13 protein-coding genes and 1 tRNA gene are annotated in these 21,814 nt (G+C 35.1%); 1 reads left to right on the plus strand and 13 read right to left on the minus strand.

Annotation, left to right across the window (positions count from 1 at the left end; genetic code table 11):
- Positions 1–17 precede the first annotated feature (17 nt).
- The 10 genes from ABXQ82_RS07950 to ABXQ82_RS07995 form a co-directional block, all read right to left on the minus strand.
- Positions 18–1,259: an MFS transporter gene (locus tag ABXQ82_RS07950; protein WP_367057479.1), complete on the minus strand. Its 1,242-nt coding sequence runs from the start codon at positions 1,257–1,259 to the stop codon at positions 18–20.
- A gap of 332 nt (positions 1,260–1,591) precedes the next feature.
- Positions 1,592–3,925, minus strand: a complete 2,334-nt coding sequence (gene bglX / locus ABXQ82_RS07955) for a beta-glucosidase BglX (RefSeq protein ID WP_367057481.1) — start codon at positions 3,923–3,925, stop codon at positions 1,592–1,594.
- 4 nt (positions 3,926–3,929) lie between these two features.
- A complete protein-coding gene (locus ABXQ82_RS07960; RefSeq protein WP_367057484.1) occupies positions 3,930–4,802 on the minus strand; it encodes an endonuclease/exonuclease/phosphatase family protein in 873 nt (290 codons plus the stop codon).
- Positions 4,799–6,382, minus strand: coding sequence for a family 16 glycosylhydrolase (locus ABXQ82_RS07965; protein WP_367057486.1), 1,584 nt, complete (start codon positions 6,380–6,382; stop codon positions 4,799–4,801). Before ABXQ82_RS07965 ends, ABXQ82_RS07960 begins: the two co-directional genes overlap by 4 nt.
- A 155-nt stretch (positions 6,383–6,537) precedes the next feature.
- Complete coding sequence (locus ABXQ82_RS07970; RefSeq protein ID WP_367057489.1) at positions 6,538–8,142, minus strand: RagB/SusD family nutrient uptake outer membrane protein; 1,605 nt, start codon at positions 8,140–8,142, stop codon at positions 6,538–6,540.
- 18 nt (positions 8,143–8,160) lie between these two features.
- Positions 8,161–11,157, minus strand: a complete 2,997-nt coding sequence (locus ABXQ82_RS07975; RefSeq protein ID WP_367057491.1) for a TonB-dependent receptor — start codon at positions 11,155–11,157, stop codon at positions 8,161–8,163.
- A gap of 312 nt (positions 11,158–11,469) precedes the next feature.
- Positions 11,470–14,238 carry a triple tyrosine motif-containing protein gene (locus ABXQ82_RS07980; RefSeq protein WP_367057494.1) on the minus strand — a complete coding sequence of 923 codons (2,769 nt, stop codon included), beginning with the start codon at positions 14,236–14,238 and terminating at the stop codon, positions 11,470–11,472.
- A gap of 111 nt (positions 14,239–14,349) precedes the next feature.
- Complete coding sequence (locus ABXQ82_RS07985; protein WP_367057496.1) at positions 14,350–15,078, minus strand: MIP/aquaporin family protein; 729 nt, start codon at positions 15,076–15,078, stop codon at positions 14,350–14,352.
- Positions 15,079–15,294: 216 nt separating this feature from the next.
- The gene (gene glpK, locus ABXQ82_RS07990; RefSeq protein ID WP_367057499.1) at positions 15,295–16,791 is read right to left on the minus strand and encodes a glycerol kinase GlpK; all 1,497 of its coding nucleotides are present in this window, start codon (positions 16,789–16,791) and stop codon (positions 15,295–15,297) included.
- Between the two features lie 82 nt (positions 16,792–16,873).
- Positions 16,874–18,454 carry a glycerol-3-phosphate dehydrogenase/oxidase gene (locus tag ABXQ82_RS07995; RefSeq protein ID WP_367058014.1) on the minus strand — a complete coding sequence of 527 codons (1,581 nt, stop codon included), beginning with the start codon at positions 18,452–18,454 and terminating at the stop codon, positions 16,874–16,876.
- Positions 18,455–18,597: 143 nt separating this feature from the next.
- Between ABXQ82_RS07995 and ABXQ82_RS08000 the strand changes: the two genes are divergently transcribed.
- Positions 18,598–19,350, plus strand: coding sequence for a DeoR/GlpR family DNA-binding transcription regulator (locus ABXQ82_RS08000; protein WP_367057501.1), 753 nt, complete (start codon positions 18,598–18,600; stop codon positions 19,348–19,350).
- 13 nt (positions 19,351–19,363) lie between these two features.
- On the opposite strand, the gene ABXQ82_RS08005 is transcribed toward ABXQ82_RS08000, so the two are convergent.
- The 3 genes from ABXQ82_RS08005 to ABXQ82_RS08015 all read right to left on the minus strand — a co-directional run bounded on the left by ABXQ82_RS08005 (position 19,364) and on the right by ABXQ82_RS08015 (position 21,776).
- Positions 19,364–20,845 carry a sulfatase-like hydrolase/transferase gene (locus tag ABXQ82_RS08005; RefSeq protein WP_367057504.1) on the minus strand — a complete coding sequence of 494 codons (1,482 nt, stop codon included), beginning with the start codon at positions 20,843–20,845 and terminating at the stop codon, positions 19,364–19,366.
- Between the two features lie 287 nt (positions 20,846–21,132).
- A tRNA-Arg gene (locus tag ABXQ82_RS08010) sits at positions 21,133–21,206 on the minus strand.
- A 120-nt stretch (positions 21,207–21,326) separates the two neighbouring features.
- Positions 21,327–21,776: a GatB/YqeY domain-containing protein gene (locus ABXQ82_RS08015; RefSeq protein WP_367057507.1), complete on the minus strand. Its 450-nt coding sequence runs from the start codon at positions 21,774–21,776 to the stop codon at positions 21,327–21,329.
- Positions 21,777–21,814 lie beyond the last annotated feature (38 nt).

A 21,814-nucleotide genomic window follows, 5' to 3' on the forward strand; every position in this document is an offset into this window, starting at 1 on the left:
TTATATCATGTTTATTATTATGTCTTCGGAATGATGCGTTCTACCTTGCCAACTAGAAAGGTATATGAGAAAAAGCCCAAAAAGGCTATTGCCGCAATACATATAAGTGCGGGACTAAAATCCCCATCTCTCACCAAATAACCAATAACTATTGGAATTACAATACCTGATAAACCACCTATAAAATTAAAAGCGCCTCCTACGAGTCCTAAATTTTCTTTAGGTGCTATTAAAGATACAAATACCCAGGCTATACTGGCTAAACCTGTACCAAAAAAAGCGATAGCCAAAAACAGAATAATAAAAAAAGTATCATCTGTATAGTTAGCTCCAATAATACATGTTGATAGCAACATTCCTGTAATGATAGGTGCTTTTCGAGAAATTTCGTTTGAAACGCCTTTCTTAATTAAAAAATCTGATGTAAAACCAGATAATAAAACCCCAACAAAAGCTGCTAAAAAAGGAACTGATGCCAAAAATCCAGATTTTATAAAATCTAGACCTCTAAATTCTACGAGATATGTTGGAAACCATGTTAGGAAGAACATTGTAGTAGCTCCTAAACAAAATTGCCCTATGTAAATACCCCAAAGTTTTCTGTAAATGAATGCTTGTTTAAAATCAGACCATTCAAATTTTTTCATAAGCTCATCCTTTTTTTTAGAGCCAACCAAGCCACCTCCGTCTTCAATGTATTGTAATTCTGAATCACTCACACTTTTATGATCTCTTGGATCTCTGTAAAAGAAATACCAAACTCCAGCCCAAATAAGCCCAATAACACCTGAAACGACAAAAAGTCCGCGCCACCCCAAAGCATCTTGAATTAATGCTAAAACTGGCATTAAAAATGCTAAACCAAGAAACTGACCAGAAGTATAAATCCCAATTGCCGATGCTCTCTCATGTTCTGGAAACCATCTACTTACGACTAAATTATTGATGGGATACGAAGGTGCCTCAAACGCTCCTATACTTGCCCTAAGTCCTAATAAAGCTGTAAAAGAATTTACAACGCCCTGTAATAACGTTGCAACAGACCATAATGCTAAAATAACAGTGTAAAGTATTCTAGATTTTACTTTATCCGCAACTATGCCGCCTGGAATTTGTAAAAGTGCATAAAACCATCCGAAAGCTGAAAACACATATCCCATTTGTACGGTGTCTATTCCCAACTCTTTTCTAAGAGCAAAAGCTGCTACCGATATATTTGTTCTATCCAAATAATTTATTACAACCGTAATAAATATCATTGTAAGAATGTTGTAACGTTTTCTAGTCTTGGGTTTAGTAATTTTAATGCTCACTTAGTTTATATATGGTGGTTTAGAATTTAAATATATCATATTTAGAACTAACATGCTATCCACCTATCAAACAAAACTTGACATTGACCTGAAATTACTGTAAAGTCGAGTTATAATCAAGTTGTTTTGAAAATCAATATCAATTAGAAAAAAACTAATTTGGTAGCTGAAGTTAATTTCTGAATTATTAAATCTTACAGAAAAAAATACTACCAAAATGAAACGAAATATCTTTTAAGACAACACTTTAAAATCAAGAAAAAGGCTATCGCTATGTTTTATTCTGTAATAGTGATTCTAGATTTTAAGGTGTCTTTTGAATTACCTCCAATGAAAATATCAAAATCACCGGGCTCCACTTCCCATTTTTTATTTGCCGTATAAAACTGAAGCATTTTAGCATCAATAGTAAACGAAACGGTTTTAGTTTCTCCAGATTTCAACATGATTTTTTCAAAGGCTTTAAGTTCTTTTATAGGCCGTACCAAACTACCCACCAAATCTCTGATATATAACTGAACCACTTCTTCCCCGTCTCTATCGCCAGTATTTAAAACGGCAACGGACACTTTAATACTTCCATTTTTATCAATTTCAGTTTTATCAAAATTCAAATTATTATATTTAAATGATGTATAGCTCAAACCAAAACCAAAAGGATATAATGCAGATTTTGGCGCATCTCTATACCCAGAATACGTAACATGTTTGCTGCTCCAAGGACGTCCCGTATTTTTTTGATTGTAATATAATGGCTCTTGTCCCACATGATGAGGAAACGACACAGGCAGTTTTCCAGAAGGATTATAATCTCCAAAAACAACATCGGCAATAGCATTTCCAGATTCTGAGCCTAAGTGCCAACATTCCAATATGGCAGGAGAGATTTCCGAAACACGACTTAAATCCATTGGCCTGCCATTCATCAACACAATCACAATATTTTTGTTCACTTTATAAACAGCTTCCAACAATTCATTTTGAAGTCCTAAAAACCCAATATTTGTTTGACTTCGCCCTTCTCCTGTTTGGTACGCATTTTCTCCGATAGCCAATAACACAACATCCGATTTTTTTGCCATGGCAACAGCTTCCGCAATCCCAGAATTATCGGTTGTATTAAATTTTAAAGGATATAAAAATTGGTTTTTACCGGGTTCTAAAGTAGGTATGGTCAAATCTACACCTTTTGCATAGTTTATTTTAGTGGATGTTCCAACGGCCGATGTCACACCTTCCAAAAGAGAAACCGCCGAATTATAGTCTCCCTTTCCTCTCCAATTTCCTAGTGGAGAATCTTTATCATCCGCCAAAGGCCCAATAACAGCAATACTTTTTAGCGATTTTGAAAGTGGTAGAACATCATTTTCATTTTTCAACAAAACAATGGATTTTTTTGCAACATCTCTGGCTATAGCTAAATGTTCATCAGTATAAATCTCCTCTTTTTCACGTTGTTCATTGCAATATTTAAACGGATCATCAAATAATCCCAATTCAAATTTAATTCTTAAAATACGCTTAACTGCTTCATCTATTTGGGCGATATCAACTTTGTTTTCTTCAACCAGTTTTTCTAAATAGGCTTCGTATGCATAAGATTCCATGTCCATATCACTACCTGCATTCATAGCGATTTGGGCAGCATGTTTTTTATCTTCGGCATAACCGTGGGCAATCATTTCGCCTATGGAACCCCAATCTGAAACTACAAATCCGTTCCATCCCCATTTACCTTTTAAAATATCTCTTTGCAAAACTTTATGCCCTGTTGCAGGAATACCATCAATATCGTTGAACGAATTCATAAATGTGGCAACACCTGCTTTGGCAGCGGCTTTAAAAGGTGGCAATATCGTATTGTGCAACTCATTATCGCCTATATTTACGGTATTATAATCCCTTCCCGCTTCTCCAAAACCATAACCTGCGAAATGTTTAGCACAAGCTGCAATGGTATAAATATGAGATAAATCATCGCCTTGAAATCCTTTTATTCGAGCCACACCAACAACAGAATTTAAGTAGGGGTCTTCACCAGCGCCTTCCATAACCCTACCCCAACGTGCATCTCTAGAGACATCTACCATGGGCGCAAACGTCCAGTTTAAACCAGAAGCAGCACTTTCCTTAGCCGCGATTGCTGCCGATTGTTTGATGACATCTAAATCCCAACTAGCCGTTTCCCCTAAAGGAATTGGGAAAATGGTTTTATAGCCATGAATAACATCATACGCAAAAATCAATGGGATTTTTAACCGTGAATGTTCCATCACAATTTTTTGGGTTTCACGAATCGACGCCACAGAAGTAACGTTCAACATAGAACCTACTTCCCCTTTTTTAAGTTTGTCCAATTTATGCTGATCGCCATTTGAAGATGAAGGTCCCGTTGCGTTCCATTTACCACTATACTGCACTAATTGTCCTATTTTTTCATTAAGATGCATTAAGCTTAAAACCGAATCTACCTTGGTTTCAATATCCTCATTCAAATTTAATTGCCTGGTATCAGGTGCTTCATTTGAAATGGTATTGAAAGCAAAAGCAGTTAGCAATACTACTAAAATGGCACCGTATGTTAAAAGTATGGTAGATATTCGCTTCGTCATAAAATTAATTACAGTTTAATTCAACATATACTGGAAAATGGTCTGATGGATATTTTAAATCTATCGAACTGGAAAGCACGCCATATTTTTCAACTTCCAAATTTGGAGATTTAGAAAGCATGATGTAATCAATTCTTCTGGTAACACGCTCATGAAACTTAAAACCATTAAACGTCCCGTTTGAACCAAATGTTATTTTTGCGTGCTCTTTGGAGTCGTTCATCTGTTCTTTAAGGTTTGTAATTAATTGACTATCTGGCTCTACATTAAAATCGCCCATCACAATTACTGGATGGTTTTCGGTATTTAAAGATTTTATTTTTTTGAGGATTAATTCCATGCCTTGTAATTTTGCCTCTTCGCCAACATGGTCTAAATGTGTATTGAATACCCAAATTTTCTGATTGTTTTCTAAAATAGTAAACAACCCATAGGTGCAAATTCTCGGGTAAGCTGCATCCCAACCTTTGGAGATTTCATTTGGGGTTTCCGATAGCCAAAAGGTATTTTCATTTTCAACTTTTACTTTTTTTGAATTGTAAAAAATAGCTGAAAACTCGCCCTTATTTTCGCCATCCCGTCCTATTCCGATAGTTTTATAATCTTTAAGGGCAGATTTTAAATCTTCCATTTGATTTGGACGCGCTTCTTGAACACCCATAATATCCGGACTGTAAAATTGCACCTGTGAACTTAAAAAATCTTTTCTATGAGACCATGCGTTTTCACCATCTGAAGCTACATCCAACCGAATGTTGTAGGTCATGACTTTTAGGTTGCTATTCGCTTTTGATATTTTATTATCGGTTTTAGTCTCGTTATTACAACTTGTAAAAACCAAACTTAATAGTAAAAATAGTGTTGAAAACTGTTTCATTCTTTATTTTTTTTCTGAAAAACCCTAACGTAATCTATCAACATTTTCTGAGGAAAAACGGAGTCGTCAATTCCCTTTCTTCCCCCAAGCATACCACCAACAGCTATATTTATTTTTAAATGGAAATCTTGATCAAATGGCCATTCGTGAGTCGTTTTATGTTCGTTTTCTATATGGTTATAAACTACATCATCTAAAATAAAATCCATCTTTTCCGGCGTCCATTCCAGAGAAAAAACATGAAACGTATCGTATGGTTTATCTATATATATACTTTTGCCTTTTTGAGTACCTCTCATGTGGTTGTATGCTTTTGTATGAATGGTTCCAAATATGGAATCTGGATCAAAACCTACATGTTCCATGATATCTATTTCACCACACTCTGGCCAACCCACTTCGCTGTAATTTTCCCCTATCATCCAAAATGCTGGCCATAGACCAACACCTCTTGGTAATTTCGCTCTAATATCGATGCGTCCATAGGTCCATGCTGCTTTACCTTTTGTGGACAAACTCGGTGCTGTATAGTCGGCATATTCCCATTTTTTTCTCCAATTTTTAGCATCTTTAGAAACAAAAGCTTTATTTTTTATTTTTTCTTTATGGGTTTCTAAAACAAGGAATCCATTTTCTACTCTAGCATTTTTTAAGCTATCGCTATAATATTGTTTTTCTTGATTTCTTTTTAAACCGAGTTCAAAAGTCCATTTGGTGCTATCGGGTTTACCCTTATAATTGAATTCATCGCTCCACACTAATTCATAACCATTTTTAATAGGGCTTTTTTCTATTTGTTGAAAAACAAGTTCGGGTTTATCTGTCGTGATATAATCAAAATCATGAGCCAATAACCAGTCTATATCTTCTACTTTATCGGCCACCCATGCATTTAATATCAAGCCATTTTCTTTTGCTTCCGTAATCCATTCAGGTTTTCTTTTGTATCTGAACAATGCGTAATCCAATCCTGAAATACCATCTTCTTTTAAGCGTTCCGGTGACTTAGACCCGTCCAAATATTGTGTTTTTGCATTCGGATCTAATTCTTTAATTCGCTTTAAAATGTCATAACTAAAACTGAGGTATGATAGAATATAAGGTTCTGCTTTTAATTCTTTTATCTGATTTATGACTTCCTCTGCAATAATGATATTTCTTCCTTCTGTTTTTGAAGGTTTTATTTCACATACCAAACCCGTGGAATCGTTATTTTTTAATCCAGCTAAAATGTAATCTTTTAATGTGGGCAGGGTTTCTCCGTTAGGTAATTTTAATTTCGACAATTCTGAATAGGTAGATTGATCAACCTCCAATCCATTATATTTTGCATCGTGGGTTACAATAAGTACGTTATCTGATGTCATTCTTACATCAAATTCAGAGCCTGTGCAGTTGAGTGTTATTGCCTGATTTAATGAAGCTATGGAATTTTCTGGAAGGTTATTTTTTTTCCATGCGCCACGGTGTGCGATTACAGGGTTATCTGCAAAAGATATCTTATTTTGTGTATTGAAATTACAAGCACAAAAACTGATAATTATAAAAGCTAAAAATAAGTAACGTATATAAATTGGCATCAACGGTAATTAAGATTTTTAAGGTTTAAAGTTATAACTTCTAAAAGTTAATCAATTTCTGTTAAAAACCTAAGGGCAAAAATTTGCCCCTAGGTCATAAATAAACAAACTAAACTAATTTAAAAAAATGCTATTAATCAAATTCCTAGCTTGTGTTATTCAGGGTAGCCATCGTTTTGGGGGTAATCTGGACCTAAGAGCAATAATTCTGCAATTGGAATTGGCCAATTTTCGAGATGTGGCTCCACTCTACTTCTCGCTTGGTTATTCGATTTATCGTTACCAGCATAATTTTTAATTTGTTCGAAATATTTACCAATACGTTTTATAAAGTAAAAACGCTGCCCCTCAAAAGCTAATTCTCTAGCACGCTCATCCATAATGGCCTGCATATCTACAGCAGCTGTTCTAGGTGCTGCTTTAGCTCTCGTTCTTATAGCGTTCAAGTAACCCAGTGATTTTCCTGGATTAGTCAACATATAAGCTTCGGCCGCAATTAAATAGGTTTCTGCCAATCTATAAACCATAATATTAGAAATCATGCTGGCTTGAGTTGGGTCGCCATCTTCTTGGCGAAACTTAATACATCCAGGATTCAAATTTCTGTAAAATTCATTCCTTTCTTTGGTTGGACCAAATTCGCTTGGAGAATCTACAGGATCTCCTACGTTTTTTCCTGGTGGTAAATTATCGACATCATTATATCTGTAAGTTGTAATGTAGTAGTTACCATCGTCTCTATCGTCGTTAGGATCTTCTTTTAGTAAATTACGTAAGTACTCATTCATCACTAATGTTGAAAGCCCTCTTCCTCCGTTTTCAATGGAGAGCTTAACACCATCCACATCATTATACCTAGGTAGTAAAGCAAAATTCATTAAATTTCTATCCCCACCTCCAATGGCATCTTCTTCAAACTGTACAACAAAAAGACTTTCTGTATGGTTTAAATCGCCGTCAAATACAATACTCGTATTTGGTACTAACTCATAGTTTGAATTATTAATGACCGCATCAGCGTGAATAGCTGCAATATCTGGTTTTTTCTCCCAAATTGCTACTTTCGCTTTTAAATGGTGAGCAGAAGCTTTTGTCCATCTACCAAATTGATTTGTAGTCCAATCTAAACTTGCTATAGCATCATCTAAATCGCTATTTAAAAGTCCAAATATTTCAGCTTCCGAAGATTTGTCATTTGGTTTATCGAAAGCATTTTCAGGAGTGGTTGGAGTTGTGGTTACAAAAATATTGTTGAACATGCGGTATAGTGTAAAGTAAGCGTGCGCTCTCCAGCACTTAGCCTCACCCACTATTCTTTTTTTAGTAGCTTCATCACTAAATTCTACATTATCTGCAGCGGCTATAATAGCATTACTACGATCTATTAAGCGGTAATAATTCTGCCAGTAGTGATCTGTTCTTCTAGTCCCAAAACTAGTTTGAAGCACTCCCCAGCCTAATCTTGCAAAAAATGAAAGATGCCCACTAGTAAAACCTAAAACTAATTCTGATCTTGCTTGTGGTACTAATGCCAAAGCATCATTTTCTAATGGTCCTTTTGTATATATATCTCTGTTTATGGTATATAATCCAACCACGGCATTCTCCAAACCCTCTTGAGAGCTATAAAGAAAATCTACAGAAATATCGGATAGTAATTCATCTTGAAGATATTCTTCACAAGACGACACAGTCATGAACAGTGCGAACATGAACACCGTTGCATATCTTATTTTTAATAACTTTTTTATATTTTTCATAATCTCTATTTTTTGTTTTTAAATACCAATTTTTATACCTACGGTTAAACCTTTAGTATCGGGAAAAGATCCTGGATTAGTCTCTGGACTATAAGATTTATAGTCTGTTGAAGTAATTAGATTTGTACCAGTAGCATAAACATTTAAACTTCTTAAACCCAATCTTGTTAAAACATCTGATGAAAAGCTATAGCCTAAAGACAATGTTCGTAATCTTACATAAGAAGCATCAGCAACACCTAAAACACGTAAGAAGGGATCTGCAGTTACATTTGGTCTAGGGAACTGATTTGATGGATTTTCGGGAGTATAATAATCTACCTTAATACCATTTGCATTCCCTTGAAGTCCTGCTCCGCTATTCGACTCCCCCTGATAAGGATTAAATCGAGTTGAGCCATGATCAATATAAACATCTGCAAACAATTCAAATCCTTTATATTCAAAGGTTGTATTTATTGAGCCATACCAATCTGGATTTTGATCAATTATTATTAAATCTTCTTGACCAATATTTGGAACTTCAGGATCTTCATCTGTTATATTAACAACTCTAATTTCACCTGGCATTGCGTCAGGTTGTGCGGAGTTCGCTATGTCATCTCCTTCTTGCCAAATGCCATCAAAAATCTGAGTTCTTATAATATCTATAGATTCACCAATAAATAAACCATCATTAACAAAATCTATAGGATTGCCGTCTTGATCTAAAGTTCCATCTAGGGATAAAATCTCATTGCTGTTTGTAGACCAGTTAACTCCAACAGTCCACCTAAAATCTTCATTTCTAATAATTTTAGCATTTAAAGATACTTCAAAACCTCTATTTTCTACCTCTCCAATATTAAATCGGGTTACTGTATAACCAGAAGTACCACTTAAATCCCTATCAAAAAGCAAATCTGTGGTATTCGTTTTATAATATTCTAATGTACCTGTAAGCCTGTTTTTTATAACACCAAAATCCAAACCTACATTTAAAGCTCTAGTCGTTTCCCATTTAAGGTTGGGATTTGGTAATCGTTCAATACCTGCAAAACCCCCTGTGGAAACGCCCCCAAAAACATAAGGTAAAGCACCTGCAACACCTAAAGATTGTCTTGGGTCTATGCCTTCATTACCAGTATCACCATAACTTAATCTAAATTTCATTTGATTTATAACTTGGGAATCCTTTAAAAATGATTCTTCATGCATTTTCCAAGCAAAAGCTGCGGCTGGAAAGTAACCCCATTTGTTATTTTCAGCAAATACCGTAGAGCCATCTGCTCTTGCTGTAAGTGTAAATAAATATTTATCAAGTAGGTTATATCTAACCCGACCCATAAAAGAAACCAGTTTACGTTCTTCTACATCCCTGGTAGGCTCTCCAACTACAGCTGTAGCATCTCCATTAAAACTTAATGCATCATTTGCAAAACCAGACTTAGTTATTTCTGTTTCCTCTGTTCTTCTTTCGTTTATCGCATGGACAAAAGTGAAGTCCAGTCCATGATCCTCATTAATTTTTGGTTTATAATTTATAATGTTTTCAATAAGTTGTTCTCTATAGTTTTTAGTCCCTAATGTTGCCAAACCATTAACATCGCCATCTCCAGAGCTGTGCAGTCGTGTTCTATATATTCCTTGATCTGCATTTCTATGTCTTAAAAATGTATTTAATTTATAAGAAAGTGCCGATGTAATTTGATAATTACCTACAAGGTTAATATCTGTTAATCGTGTTTTTATTTCGTTCACAGACTCTCTAATATTCCACAACGGATTAAAACGTGTTGTAGTAGGTCCAAATGGAAGTTGAAGTAAATCTCCATTATCGTCAAAAGCTTTAGCCAAAGGAGAAATATTAATAAAATCTATATTGTTGCTTTCTCGATCTTGATTGCTAGTCTGAAAATTAATATTGGCCTGTACACTAAATTTATCAGTAATCTTTTGATCGATATTTGTTCTAAAAGTACCTCTATCAAAACCCGAAGACGGAATTAAACCATCTTGCGTAAAATAACTTATGGAAGAAAACACCTTAGTGTTTTCACCACCACCAGAAACATTTAATGAATGACTGGTTAGTAATGCATCACGCAACACTATATCTTCCCAATCTGTATAATTCCCAGTTTGAATACTTTCCAATTCTAAAGGCTCAAAAATCACATCGTCATCTAAATAGACGTTATTGTTTCCTGTTCTTTGTGCTTCTCTTCTTAATTGTGCAAATTCTGCGCCGTCATAAATCTCAAAATTTCGAGTTAAGGTTTGCACCGTAGTATAGCCGTGATAATTTACATTTATTTTACCTTCTTTACCACGTTTGGTCGTAATTAAAATCACACCATTAGAGGCTCTAGAACCATAAATAGCTTGAGAAGAAGCATCTTTTAATATTTCAATAGATGTAATATCTTCTGGAGCAACATCATTAATACTATCGTAAGGAATGCCATCTACGATGATTAGTGGGTCATTCCCAGCGTCTAACGAAGCTTTACCTCTAATAATAATGTTAGAACTTCCGCCCGGTCTGGCATCAGCCAGATTTACTTGAACACCTGCCGCTCTACCTCTAAGCATTTCAGAAACGTTAGTAGTTGGAATAGCGACTGCTTCTTCAACATCTACACTAGCTACAGAGCCTACAACATCGCTCTTTTTTATGGATCCATAACCTACTACTACTACTTCATCAAGTACATTCTCATCTACTTTCAATAATACGGTCATTGGAGCACTTGAAATTGCAAGTTCCTGAGTTACATATCCTATATAAGATACAATTAGTGTAGTTGCACCACTATTTACAGTCAAGGAGAAATTCCCATCAAAATCTGTTGATGTTCCGTTTGTAGTTCCTTTTTCTATTACAGTTGCTCCGGGCAGAGGCATATTATCTGCCGCTGATAGCACAGTTCCGGTAACTGTTTTTTGAGATTGTGCCATTACTGTAATTGATAGAAACAAAAACAGAAGTGAAAACACAACCTTCATTTTTTGATAATGTTGTTTTACTTTCATAAAGTGTCGTTTTAAGTTTAGTTTAAAATAATTGAGTTTAGTTTCAAAAGCATCATTGAGTTTACGTATTGAAAAGACTTCAAATCAAGTATATGTAAATTTACCCTCTAATTTTGAGAATTCCATAATTTTTATGCCGATAAAAAACGAACATCGCATATATAGCACAAAAAAACTAGCAATAATTAGCTACAAACCCTGTAAACACTATAAAATAAATTCAATACAAAAGTTCGCACTTTCTCATTAAAGCATTAGGAATTTTGCCGTTGTCGTGGTAATGTCGTGGTAAAAAAGCCCTTTGTCGTGTTGCTAAAACTTTAAGATGTAGTCAACAAGTCCACTATCATGCTCCAAACCTAATTTCTTGCGCAACCTGTAACGCTTAGTTTCGACACTTTTTACAGATATATTAAGGAGCGGGGCCATTTCTTTTGATGATAAATTCAACCTTAAGTAGGCACAAAAACGCAGATCGTTGGGTGTTAAATCTGGATGGGACAACTTGATTTTTTCTAAAAAATCCTTATCTGCATTGTTAAAAGCTTGCTCGAAGAAAGACCAATCTTTGGAATCATTTAAATTATTATCAATTAATTTTAAAGCGACACTATTATTGGTGCTTTTATTTTTTTTGAGCTCCTTTTTAATTTTATTTAAAACTCTATTTTTCTTTATGATACTCATAGTTGAGATGGCCAATTCTCGATTTTTATTTTCTATATCCTGATTTAGTTTTTCATTATTAATTTGCATTAGCGCCTGTTCACTCTCCAATTGATCGCGAGAAAACTTTTTTACATAATGGCGCTTATATGCCCTATGGGTGATTAGTATGATTATCAAAAGTAGCAACGCATAAAAAAACAGGGCTGCATTGGAAATATACCATGGCCTCTGGACATAAAAGCTATAAGACGCTATGTTTTCGGATAATTTATCGCCAACCTTTGCTCTTACATTAAAGGTGTAATCCCCAAAAGACAAATTTTCGAAGGTAACCTGTGATTTCTCAGTCCATTTACTCCATTTATCTAAACCCCCTTCGAGTTTGTACTGGTATTTTACATCTAAATAATTATCATATTCCGGAACGGAATACTCAAACAATAAGATCCCAGCCTTATGGTCAAAAGCACCCTCATCACTAATTGCATATTTTAAAATTTCGTCATCATCATTTTTTAAAGACACCGAGTTTAGATAAATTGAATACGTTTCTTCCTTGTGTATTTTAGATACATCTAAGGTAATATAGCCATTTGCAGTACCTAAAACATAAGTGCTATTTTTTATAAGCGAAATATTTTCATACCCTAGAACACCCTTCCTTAATTTTGAAGGAATTGGAATATTATTAATGACAAGCTTGTTGGTAATAGCGTCATTATTTATATAGCTTATGTAGTCTTTTGAAAAGGTCCACAATTTTTCTTTTTTATCGACAACAAGTTTACCTGAAATATAATCGCCGTTTTTAACGGTCTTACTTAAAACAGAATCTCTCTTAAAACTCTTATACGCTTCATTATATTTAAAAACACCTCCCTCAGAGGCATAAATTATGGCATCTTTATATTTAATTAAACTGGAGTTTTTCCCTAAGGGCAAACTTGTTTCTATTTCAAGTTTTTCTACTTTAGCAAAGCTATCGTTTAGTTTCAATTTAAAAACTCCTTTGTATTCATGACTTACCCAGGTTTCGTATTTACTATTAATTTCGACGTATCTCGATGAATTATTAAAACCTTCAATTTTGTTTCTAACTTTCCATAATCCATTTTTGTTTTCCAGGATGAATAAACCCGAATAATTTCCTTGTAATAATAAGTTTTCTTGCTTCGGAATTTCTTTAAACGTCCAAGCACCTAATTCATCACTTATTTTATTGGCTTTCTTTCCATCAATTACAAATGTCCCTAAATGATGTCCGCAAAATAGATTTTCATCTTTATAATTGAACAAATCCCACACCTGACCTGCCGTACCTTCTATAAACTCAAACGATTCATTTCCTCCATTTAAAGTTCTGTAAAACAAACCTTGATTAGAACCAATGTACAAAACATCTTTAAAAACCTGTGTGGTATAGACCGTTCCCAAAACACCTTCGTAATCAAAAAAAGTTTTTATGGGGGATGTTACATTTATACAGTTTATGCCATTATCCAACCCTAGCCACACATTGTTGGCTTCATCCTCAAAAAGTGATAAAACCGTGTTATTGCTCAATCCTTTTTTTTGAGTAATTTGATATTTAATGTTGCCTTGTTGGTCTAGATGTATTACACCGTCCGAGATAGTACCTACAACAAAACTGCCATCCTTAAGCTGAATACCACTAAACACATTTGTTGCTTTTAATACAGTATCTGCTGGTATCTGCCATGGTTCTATTTTGTTATTTTGAAATTTATAAAACCCATAATTTCGAGTAAGAACGATGAGGCTTTCCTCATTTTCAAAAAGACTGATGACCCTACCTGATTTTACAACTGGACTATCTATAATTAATTTAGGCTCTCCATTTTCAATAACATACAACCCCTGGTTTGCAACATGATAATAAATACGGTTTTTTACCTTGAAAATTTTATAAATATTATCCGAAGCTGGAATAATTTTGAAGTTTTCAGTTTTGGTATTGTAGAAATAAATTTTATGGCTCGACTGAAATATAACCCACTCATTATAATCTATGATATTCCAAATTTGCTCATCTTCTATAATCTTTTTGTCCTGTTTTGATGGCAATGAAACGTATTCCAAAACACCCAATTCGTTTTTTATCCAATACCCAAATTCGGCATAACAACCGGTGTAAATTTTATTATCGATCACATTTACGGCTCTAATAATTGTATTGTTTGGCGAAGTATAGGTTGTCCATTTTGCACCATTATATTCTAACAGCCCCCTATTATTTGCAACATAAACGTACTTATCTAGATTTTGGGAAATCATCCAGTTTTGGTTGTCTGCTTGATAATCTTCGGGGGTAAATTTTTCAATAGGCGGCAGTTCCTGACAAAAGGATATCAGGCACGAAAGCATGAAAAAAAGTGGTATTAAAAATTTCATTTTCTAATTATAATTGAAACAAATGCACATTTGCACAACATGACACTAAAGATAGTTTTAGAAAATGATTAAACAAAATGAACTGCTTCTCTTATTAAAACCTGAAAAAATTTAAGACAATGAAAGCATTAACAATGCAGCTAAACACCCTCCAACAATAGGTCCTAATACAGGAATCCAAGCATAGCTCCAATCACTTGATGTTTTATTTTTTATAGGTAAAATAGCATGCATAATTCTAGGTCCTAAATCACGAGCAGGATTAATAGCATAACCAGTAGTACCTCCAAGTGACAAACCAATAGACCATACTAGAAAAGCGACGGGTAACGCACCTAAAGAACCCAAACCAATTACGGTATCTGTATCGTTTATTGTGGCGTTCGTAAAATATAAAATAGTAAATATAAGAACGAATGTCCCCATGGCCTCACTAAAAAAATTGGAAAAGGCATGTCTTATAGCAGGAGCAGTACAAAACACCGCTTTTTTACTATCCGCATCTTCGGTAACATCAAAGTGGTTTTTATAGACTAGCCAAACCGTTGACGCTCCTAACATAGCTCCTATCATTTGCGCTAAAACATACATTGGCACATCATTCCAAGGGAATTTACCAGCAACAGCTAAACTAACACTAACAGCAGGGTTGATATGCGCACCGCTATAAGGCCCTGCTATAACTACACCCACATAAACCGCCAAGGCCCAACCTGTGGTAATCACTATCCAACCGCTATTATTACCAATAGTTTTGTTTAACACTACGTTTGCAACAACACCTCCACCTAATAAAATAAGCATGGCTGTCCCTATAATTTCTGCTATAAATGGTGTCATAATGATTTACTATTTTAGATTTACGATTTACGGTTTTTGATTGAAAGATTTAGGACCCTGCCTGCCGGCCAGGCACTTCGCTTTATGCAAAAGAGGTATTTGGGACTAATTTATAATTTATTTCTTTCGATCTAATCTAGATCCGTGGTTTTTGTTATAATTCATAGGTGTTCGATTGTAAGTTACCTCTCTTTCGGAGAGGGTGGAAATAGGGACTTAATCGTCTTTCGACCAATATTCCAATGCATCAATGGCTTTGTACCAACCTTTGATGTTTTCTTCAATTGTTTTTCTGTCTTCCGTTGGTTTAAAATGTGTATCGGTTTGCCAGATTTCTTGAATTTCTTCAGGACTTTCCCAATATCCTACCGCTAATCCTGCTAAAAATGCTGCTCCCATCGCAGTCGTTTCTACAACTTTAGGACGTACGGTTACCGTGTTTAATACATCGGCTTGAAATTGCATGAGCATATTATTTACAGTAGCCCCACCGTCCACACGCAATTCTTTAATGGAAACTCCAGAATCGGCTTCCATAGCTTTTAAAATATCCATAGTTTGATATGCAATGGATTCTAAAGCAGCCCTAGCAATGTGTGCATCTGTACTTCCTCTTGTTAATCCGAAAATAGTCCCTTGCGCCTGTTGGTTCCAATGTGGCGCTCCCAATCCTGCAAACGCAGGTACAAAATAAACACCTTCTGAATCTTTAATGGAATTAGCAAGAGCTTCAACTTCCGAAGAATTTCTTATAATTTTTAAACCATCTCTCAACCATTGCACTACCGCTCCTGCAATAAAGATACTGCCTTCAAAAGCATAGATAGTTTTTCCGTTTATTTTCCAAGCTACCGTGGTCAACAAATTATTTTTAGAAACGATAGGTTTATCGCCTATGTTCATCAACATAAAACAGCCTGTTCCGTAGGTGTTTTTAACCATACCCTTCTTGGTACACATCTGTCCAAATAGTGCTGCCTGTTGATCTCCAGCAATTCCAGAAATAGGAATATTGGCATCGTAAAACGTGGATTTTGTGTTTCCGTAAACTTCGCTAGATTGTTTTACTTCTGGCAGCATACTTTTAGGAATAGTCAATAATTCGAGAAGCTCCTCATCCCAATCCATAGTATTTATATTGAACATCAAGGTTCTTGAAGCGTTTGTTGCATCGGTTACATGTGTTTTTCCCTTTGTGAAATTCCATATTAACCAGGTATCGATGGTGCCTAGAATTAAATCGCCACTTTCAGCTTTTTCCCTAGCACCTTCAACATGGTCTAAAATCCATTTTACCTTTGTTCCCGAAAAATAGGAATCTATAACCAATCCTGTTTTTTCCCTGATACTTTTTTCGTGGCCTTGTTTTTTGAGTGCATCACAATAAGAAGCTGTTCTTTTATCTTGCCAAACAATCGCATTATAAATAGGTTTTCCTGTGTTTTTATCCCAAACAACAACTGTTTCACGTTGATTTGTAATACCAATTGCCGCAATGTTTTCTACATTCAAACTTTTATTTGCAATGGCTTCGGCAGCAACACCTGCTTGCGTTGACCAAATCTCAATAGGATCGTGTTCTACCCATCCTGGTTTTGGAAAATACTGTGTAAACTCTTTTTGGGCTACAGATATGATACTGCCTTTTTTATTGAAAACAATGGCCCTGGAACTTGTCGTTCCTTGGTCTAATGCTAAGATGTATTTTTCCATGATAGAAGCCCCCTCTAACTCCCCCAATCCAGATAACTATCGGGAAGGAGAACACTTACTCGGGGTTGTTTTTAGTTAAACATTAATTTTTAATGACATAGTGATTAGCAATTTCTATAAAATCAGAAATTTGTCGCTGTGTCCAATCTTCATTTTTATTGAGTTCATTAGCCAATATTGTGGCTACCGTTGGTGCAGCTTCTATCGCAGCTTTAGCGTCTAAAAAAAGCATTCTAACGCGTCTTGCTAAAACATCTTCAATAGTTCTTGCCATTTCGTGTTTTACTGCCCAAACCACTTCGGCTTTTAAAAACTCTAATCTAGGGTGCAATTTTTCTCCCAGTTCAGGAGAGTCCTCAATAAGTGCCTTTATCGCTTTTTTATCGGTGCCATAAATATATAAATGATTTGATGTATCTACCGTACCATTGGCCCCGTGAATTAACAAATCTTTTGTTTTACAAGATGTATTTGGCAGTTTTCCTAATTCAATAACTTTACCTAAAGTATCCTGTGCCATACGTCGGTATGTGGTCCATTTACCTCCAGTAATAGTAATCAACCCAGAATCTGACACTATAATTTTATGACTTCTGGAAATCTCTTTTGTCTTTTCCGATTTGTCTTTTGGAGCTGCCAATGGGCGTAATCCAGCGAAAATGCTTAATACATCATTTTTGGTTACGGTTTTTGTTAAATATCTGTTGGCAGTTGACAAAATAAAATCTACTTCTTTATCCAATGCTTTAGGCTCTAAACTATGACTATCTAAAAGCGTATCTGTAGTTCCAACGACTACTCGATTATGCCAAGGCACTAGAAACAACACCCTGCCATCGTCTGTTTTGGGAATCATAATCGCATCTTTTCCCGGTAAAAATGATTGATCTAAAACCAAATGCACACCTTGACTGGGGCGAATTATATTTTTAGCAGCTGCATTATCCATTTTTAAAACTTCATCTGTAAAAACACCAGTTGCATTGATTACTACTTTAGCGTTAATAGTGTAAGTTGAATTGGTTTCTTCATCTTTCGCAACTACACCACTTACAGCCCCATCATCGCTTTTCAGCAATCGTTCTACCTTAAAATGATTTAAAACCGTAGCACCCTGTTCAATTGAAGTCTGTGCAATATTTACAGCCAATCTTGAATCATCAAACTGACCATCTTGATACACAACACCTCCTTTAAGACTTTCATCCTTTATAGTTTCTAATCGTGATTTTGTTTCGTTTTTGGATATTCTGGTAGATTTACCAAAACTTAATTTACCGGCAAGTATATCATATATTTTTAAGCCTACTGTGTAGAACAAGTTATCCCACCATTTGTAATTCGGAATAATAAATGACTGATTACTCACTAAGTGAGAAGCATTTTTCAGCATTAAACCTCTTTCATATAAGGCTTCTTTAACTAAATCGATATTCCCTTGCGCCAGATACCTTACACCACCATGCACCAATTTTGTACTTCGACTCGACGTTCCTTTGGCAAAATCTACCTGTTCCAGAAGCAATGTTTTATAACCTCTAGTTGCACTATCCAATGCAATACCTAAACCAGTGGCACCTCCACCAACAATGACAACATCCCAATATAGTTGGGCCTTCAACTGTTTAACTAATGTGTTTCTATCGAACAAATGAACTTTTATTTAGTTTTGATTAATTTTATTTCTCTTCAAATCTACAAAATATTATTTTAAAAACGAAACTAAATGAAACTAAATTATATTTTAGTAGTGATAAATTGCTTTTTTTACACTTCATTTTCTTTCATTTAACTATATTTGTTTTTATGCAAAGACATGAAACCATCTTAAATATTTTGGCAAAAGAAAAACACGTTGAAGTTTTAGACTTGTGCGAACAGCTTGACGTCTCCGCAGTTACCATTCGAAAGGATTTAAAGTTTTTAGAGGAAAAAGGTCTGCTTTTCAGAACTCACGGAGGTGCTTCTTTAGAGAACCCCTACATCAATGAAAAAGCTGTTGTTGAAAAAGAAAAGATTTCAGTTGAAGAAAAAAACGGTATCGCACAAGCAGCCGCAAAACGCATCAAGGAAAATGACTCTATAATGATAGCCTCCGGAACTACTGTCCAAGCATTTTCAAAATTTATAAAACCGAAAAACAAGTTAACGGTTATCACATCGTCCCTTTATGCGGTGTTACATTTAATTCACGATAAAAATATTGAGATTTTGCAATTAGGCGGTTATATTCGTCATAGCTCTGCTTCTGTAATAGGGTCTTATGCGGCTCATATTTTAGAAAATGTATCTTGCAGCAAGCTTTTTCTGGGTGTTGACGGCATTGATTTAGATTATGGTTTATCAACCACAAACTTAGAAGAAGCCCAATTAAACCAAAAAATGCTGGCATCGGCTCAAAAGACAATTGTTTTAGCCGATTCTTCAAAATTTGGCAAAAAGAGTTTTGCCAAAATTTGTGATTTAAGTGCGATTCATGAAATTATTACAGACAATAATATCTCTGCATCTTATAAGCAAAAACTAGAAGAAAAAGGCGTTAAAGTTACTATTGTGTAACACCCAAAATTTCTTATTTTCTAACATTTAAATCTATCCAATTTTTATAGCTCGCCTCAAGTTCTTTTACTTTTTCTGGATGTTGTTCAGCTAGATCGATACGTTCCCCTGGGTCTTTTGAAATATTAAATAGCTTTAATTCCATATTGTCAACTATTGGCGCGATATACTGTGCAGATGGTTCGCTTTTCCAATGATTTTCTTTAGCGTTGGTTAATTTCCAATCGCCTTGTCTAACTGCCCAAGTTTTTTGCCATTTCCACACTAACAATCTATCAGCTTCTGGCTTTAAAAGATTTTCCCCGTCAATAGTTGTATCGGCAACTTCAACACCAGCTATATTCGTCAATGTCGGCAAAATATCGGTTGCTGAAACATATCTGGTTTCTACTTTACCAGCGTCTATATTCCCGGACCAACTTATAGCTAAAGGCACACGAATACCGCCTTCCCAAAGGGAATATTTACCACCCGTTAATGGTGCATTATTTGCTCCTGTAAGCGGGGACCCCCCATTATCTGAAATGAACACAATTATCGTATTTTCATCGAGATCATTCTCTTTCAAGGCATCTAGAACACGTCCGATATTATCATCCAAACAATTAAGATTCGCCAAATAGTATTTCCGTAAATCTTCATGCTGAATGGCGCCCACACGAGAATATTTGTCATAATAAGCAGAATATGTCCCTGGTTTATGCTTGCCATAAGCCAACATAGCATCTGGATCATAATTAGGGATTTCCTTGACATCATATTTATCTAAATACTTTTTAGGAACTTCATGAATTAAATGATGAACCGCACTATAGGCTAGCGTTAAAAAGAAAGGCTTCTCTCTATCCCTCTTCAAATAATCGACAGATTCATCGGTTAAAATATCGGTAAGATAACCTTCATCATAACTCTTTTCCCCCATGTTATGCATGAGCGGCCCTAAAAGCGCACTTGTACCGTACGGATCTGGAGTACGGTCTTTAATGTCCTGGGAATTCAACCAATAATCATGGGCATGTGCACTAAACCCTAAAAACTCATCGTAACCATGATTTAGCGGATATTCACGGACATCGTTTTTATGAAAATTTCGTCCTAAATCATTTTTACCAATACGTGCGGTTTCGTAACCCGCTTCCTTTAAATATTCAGGTAAAGTTTTCACATTATCAGGAAGTCCAGGCCCCCAACTTGCTGGCTTGTCCCATCTAAATTGATTTTTCCCTGTTAAAATTCCAGCTCTCGACGGACTACAAACTGGTGCCGTGACATAAGCCTGCGTAAATACTGTACCAGATTTTCCTAAACGTGTGATGTTTGGCGTAGAAACACTAGTGTCATAGTTTTCAAAGGGTGAAAAATCGGCATAACCCAGGTCGTCTATAACTATTAGTAGAATATTTGGTTTTTTATCAACCTCTTTGGAATTTGATTTAGCGTCTGATTTGCAGGATACCGCCAACAAAGACAAGAATAATACAATGAGATATTTCATAAATAAGAATTTAGTAATTATCATTTTGAATTAAAAACAACTTACACATCATTTAGCTTTAGTTGTTTTTATCTTCAAATATACTAATTTTTTATTAAACCGAAATAAAATGAAACTAAGTGAAATAATACTGCACTCTTTTACAGAAATGCTAACAAATGTTTATTAGTGCAATTATAGAGGAATTAACAACAATATAGAAAATAACATATTCCTTATAAAACAAAAAAATCCCTTACACCAAATTCAATTGCTTGAATTCAACATAAGAGATTTTGTTTTTTTTGTGACCGCGAAGGGATTCGAACCCCCAACCCTCAGAGCCGAAATCTGATATTCTATCCAGTTGAACTACGCAGCCTTATTCAGTATTCAGTATTCAGTATTCAGTATTCAGTATTCAGTATTCAGTATTCAGTATTCAGTATTCAGTATTCAGTATTCAAAGTTAATTTTTTGAATTTAAAATCCTTAAAAAACATTAAGACAATTTCGCCTTCACAATATTAGAAATGGTTTTACCATCTGCTTGTCCCGCTAATTCCTTACTGACCATTCCCATGACTTTACCCATATCCTTCATACCTTCTGCACCAGTTTGTTCAATAACAGCAACTACTACTTTTTCAATTTCCTCATCTGTTAATGCTTCTGGTAAAAACTGACTTATCACTTCTGCTTCAGCTAATTCTGGGGCTGCTAAATCCTCACGTCCTTGCTCTAAATATATCGCTGCACTATCTTTGCGCTGCTTCACCTGCTTTTGAAGTATTTTAAGCTCTTGCTCTTCAGTTAAGTCTTCTTTTGCGCCACTTTCTGTTTGCGCTAATAGAATAGCAGATTTCACAGCACGTAATGCGGTTAAAGCTGTTTGATCTTTAGATTTCATCGCTTCTTTTAAAGCCGACATAATATCTTGTTGTAAACTCATAATCTATAGTTTGAAAAGAAGTGCGAAGATAGGAAAAA

The organism is Algibacter sp. 2305UL17-15 (assembly GCF_040720935.1).
Lineage (GTDB): Bacteria > Bacteroidota > Bacteroidia > Flavobacteriales > Flavobacteriaceae > Jejuia.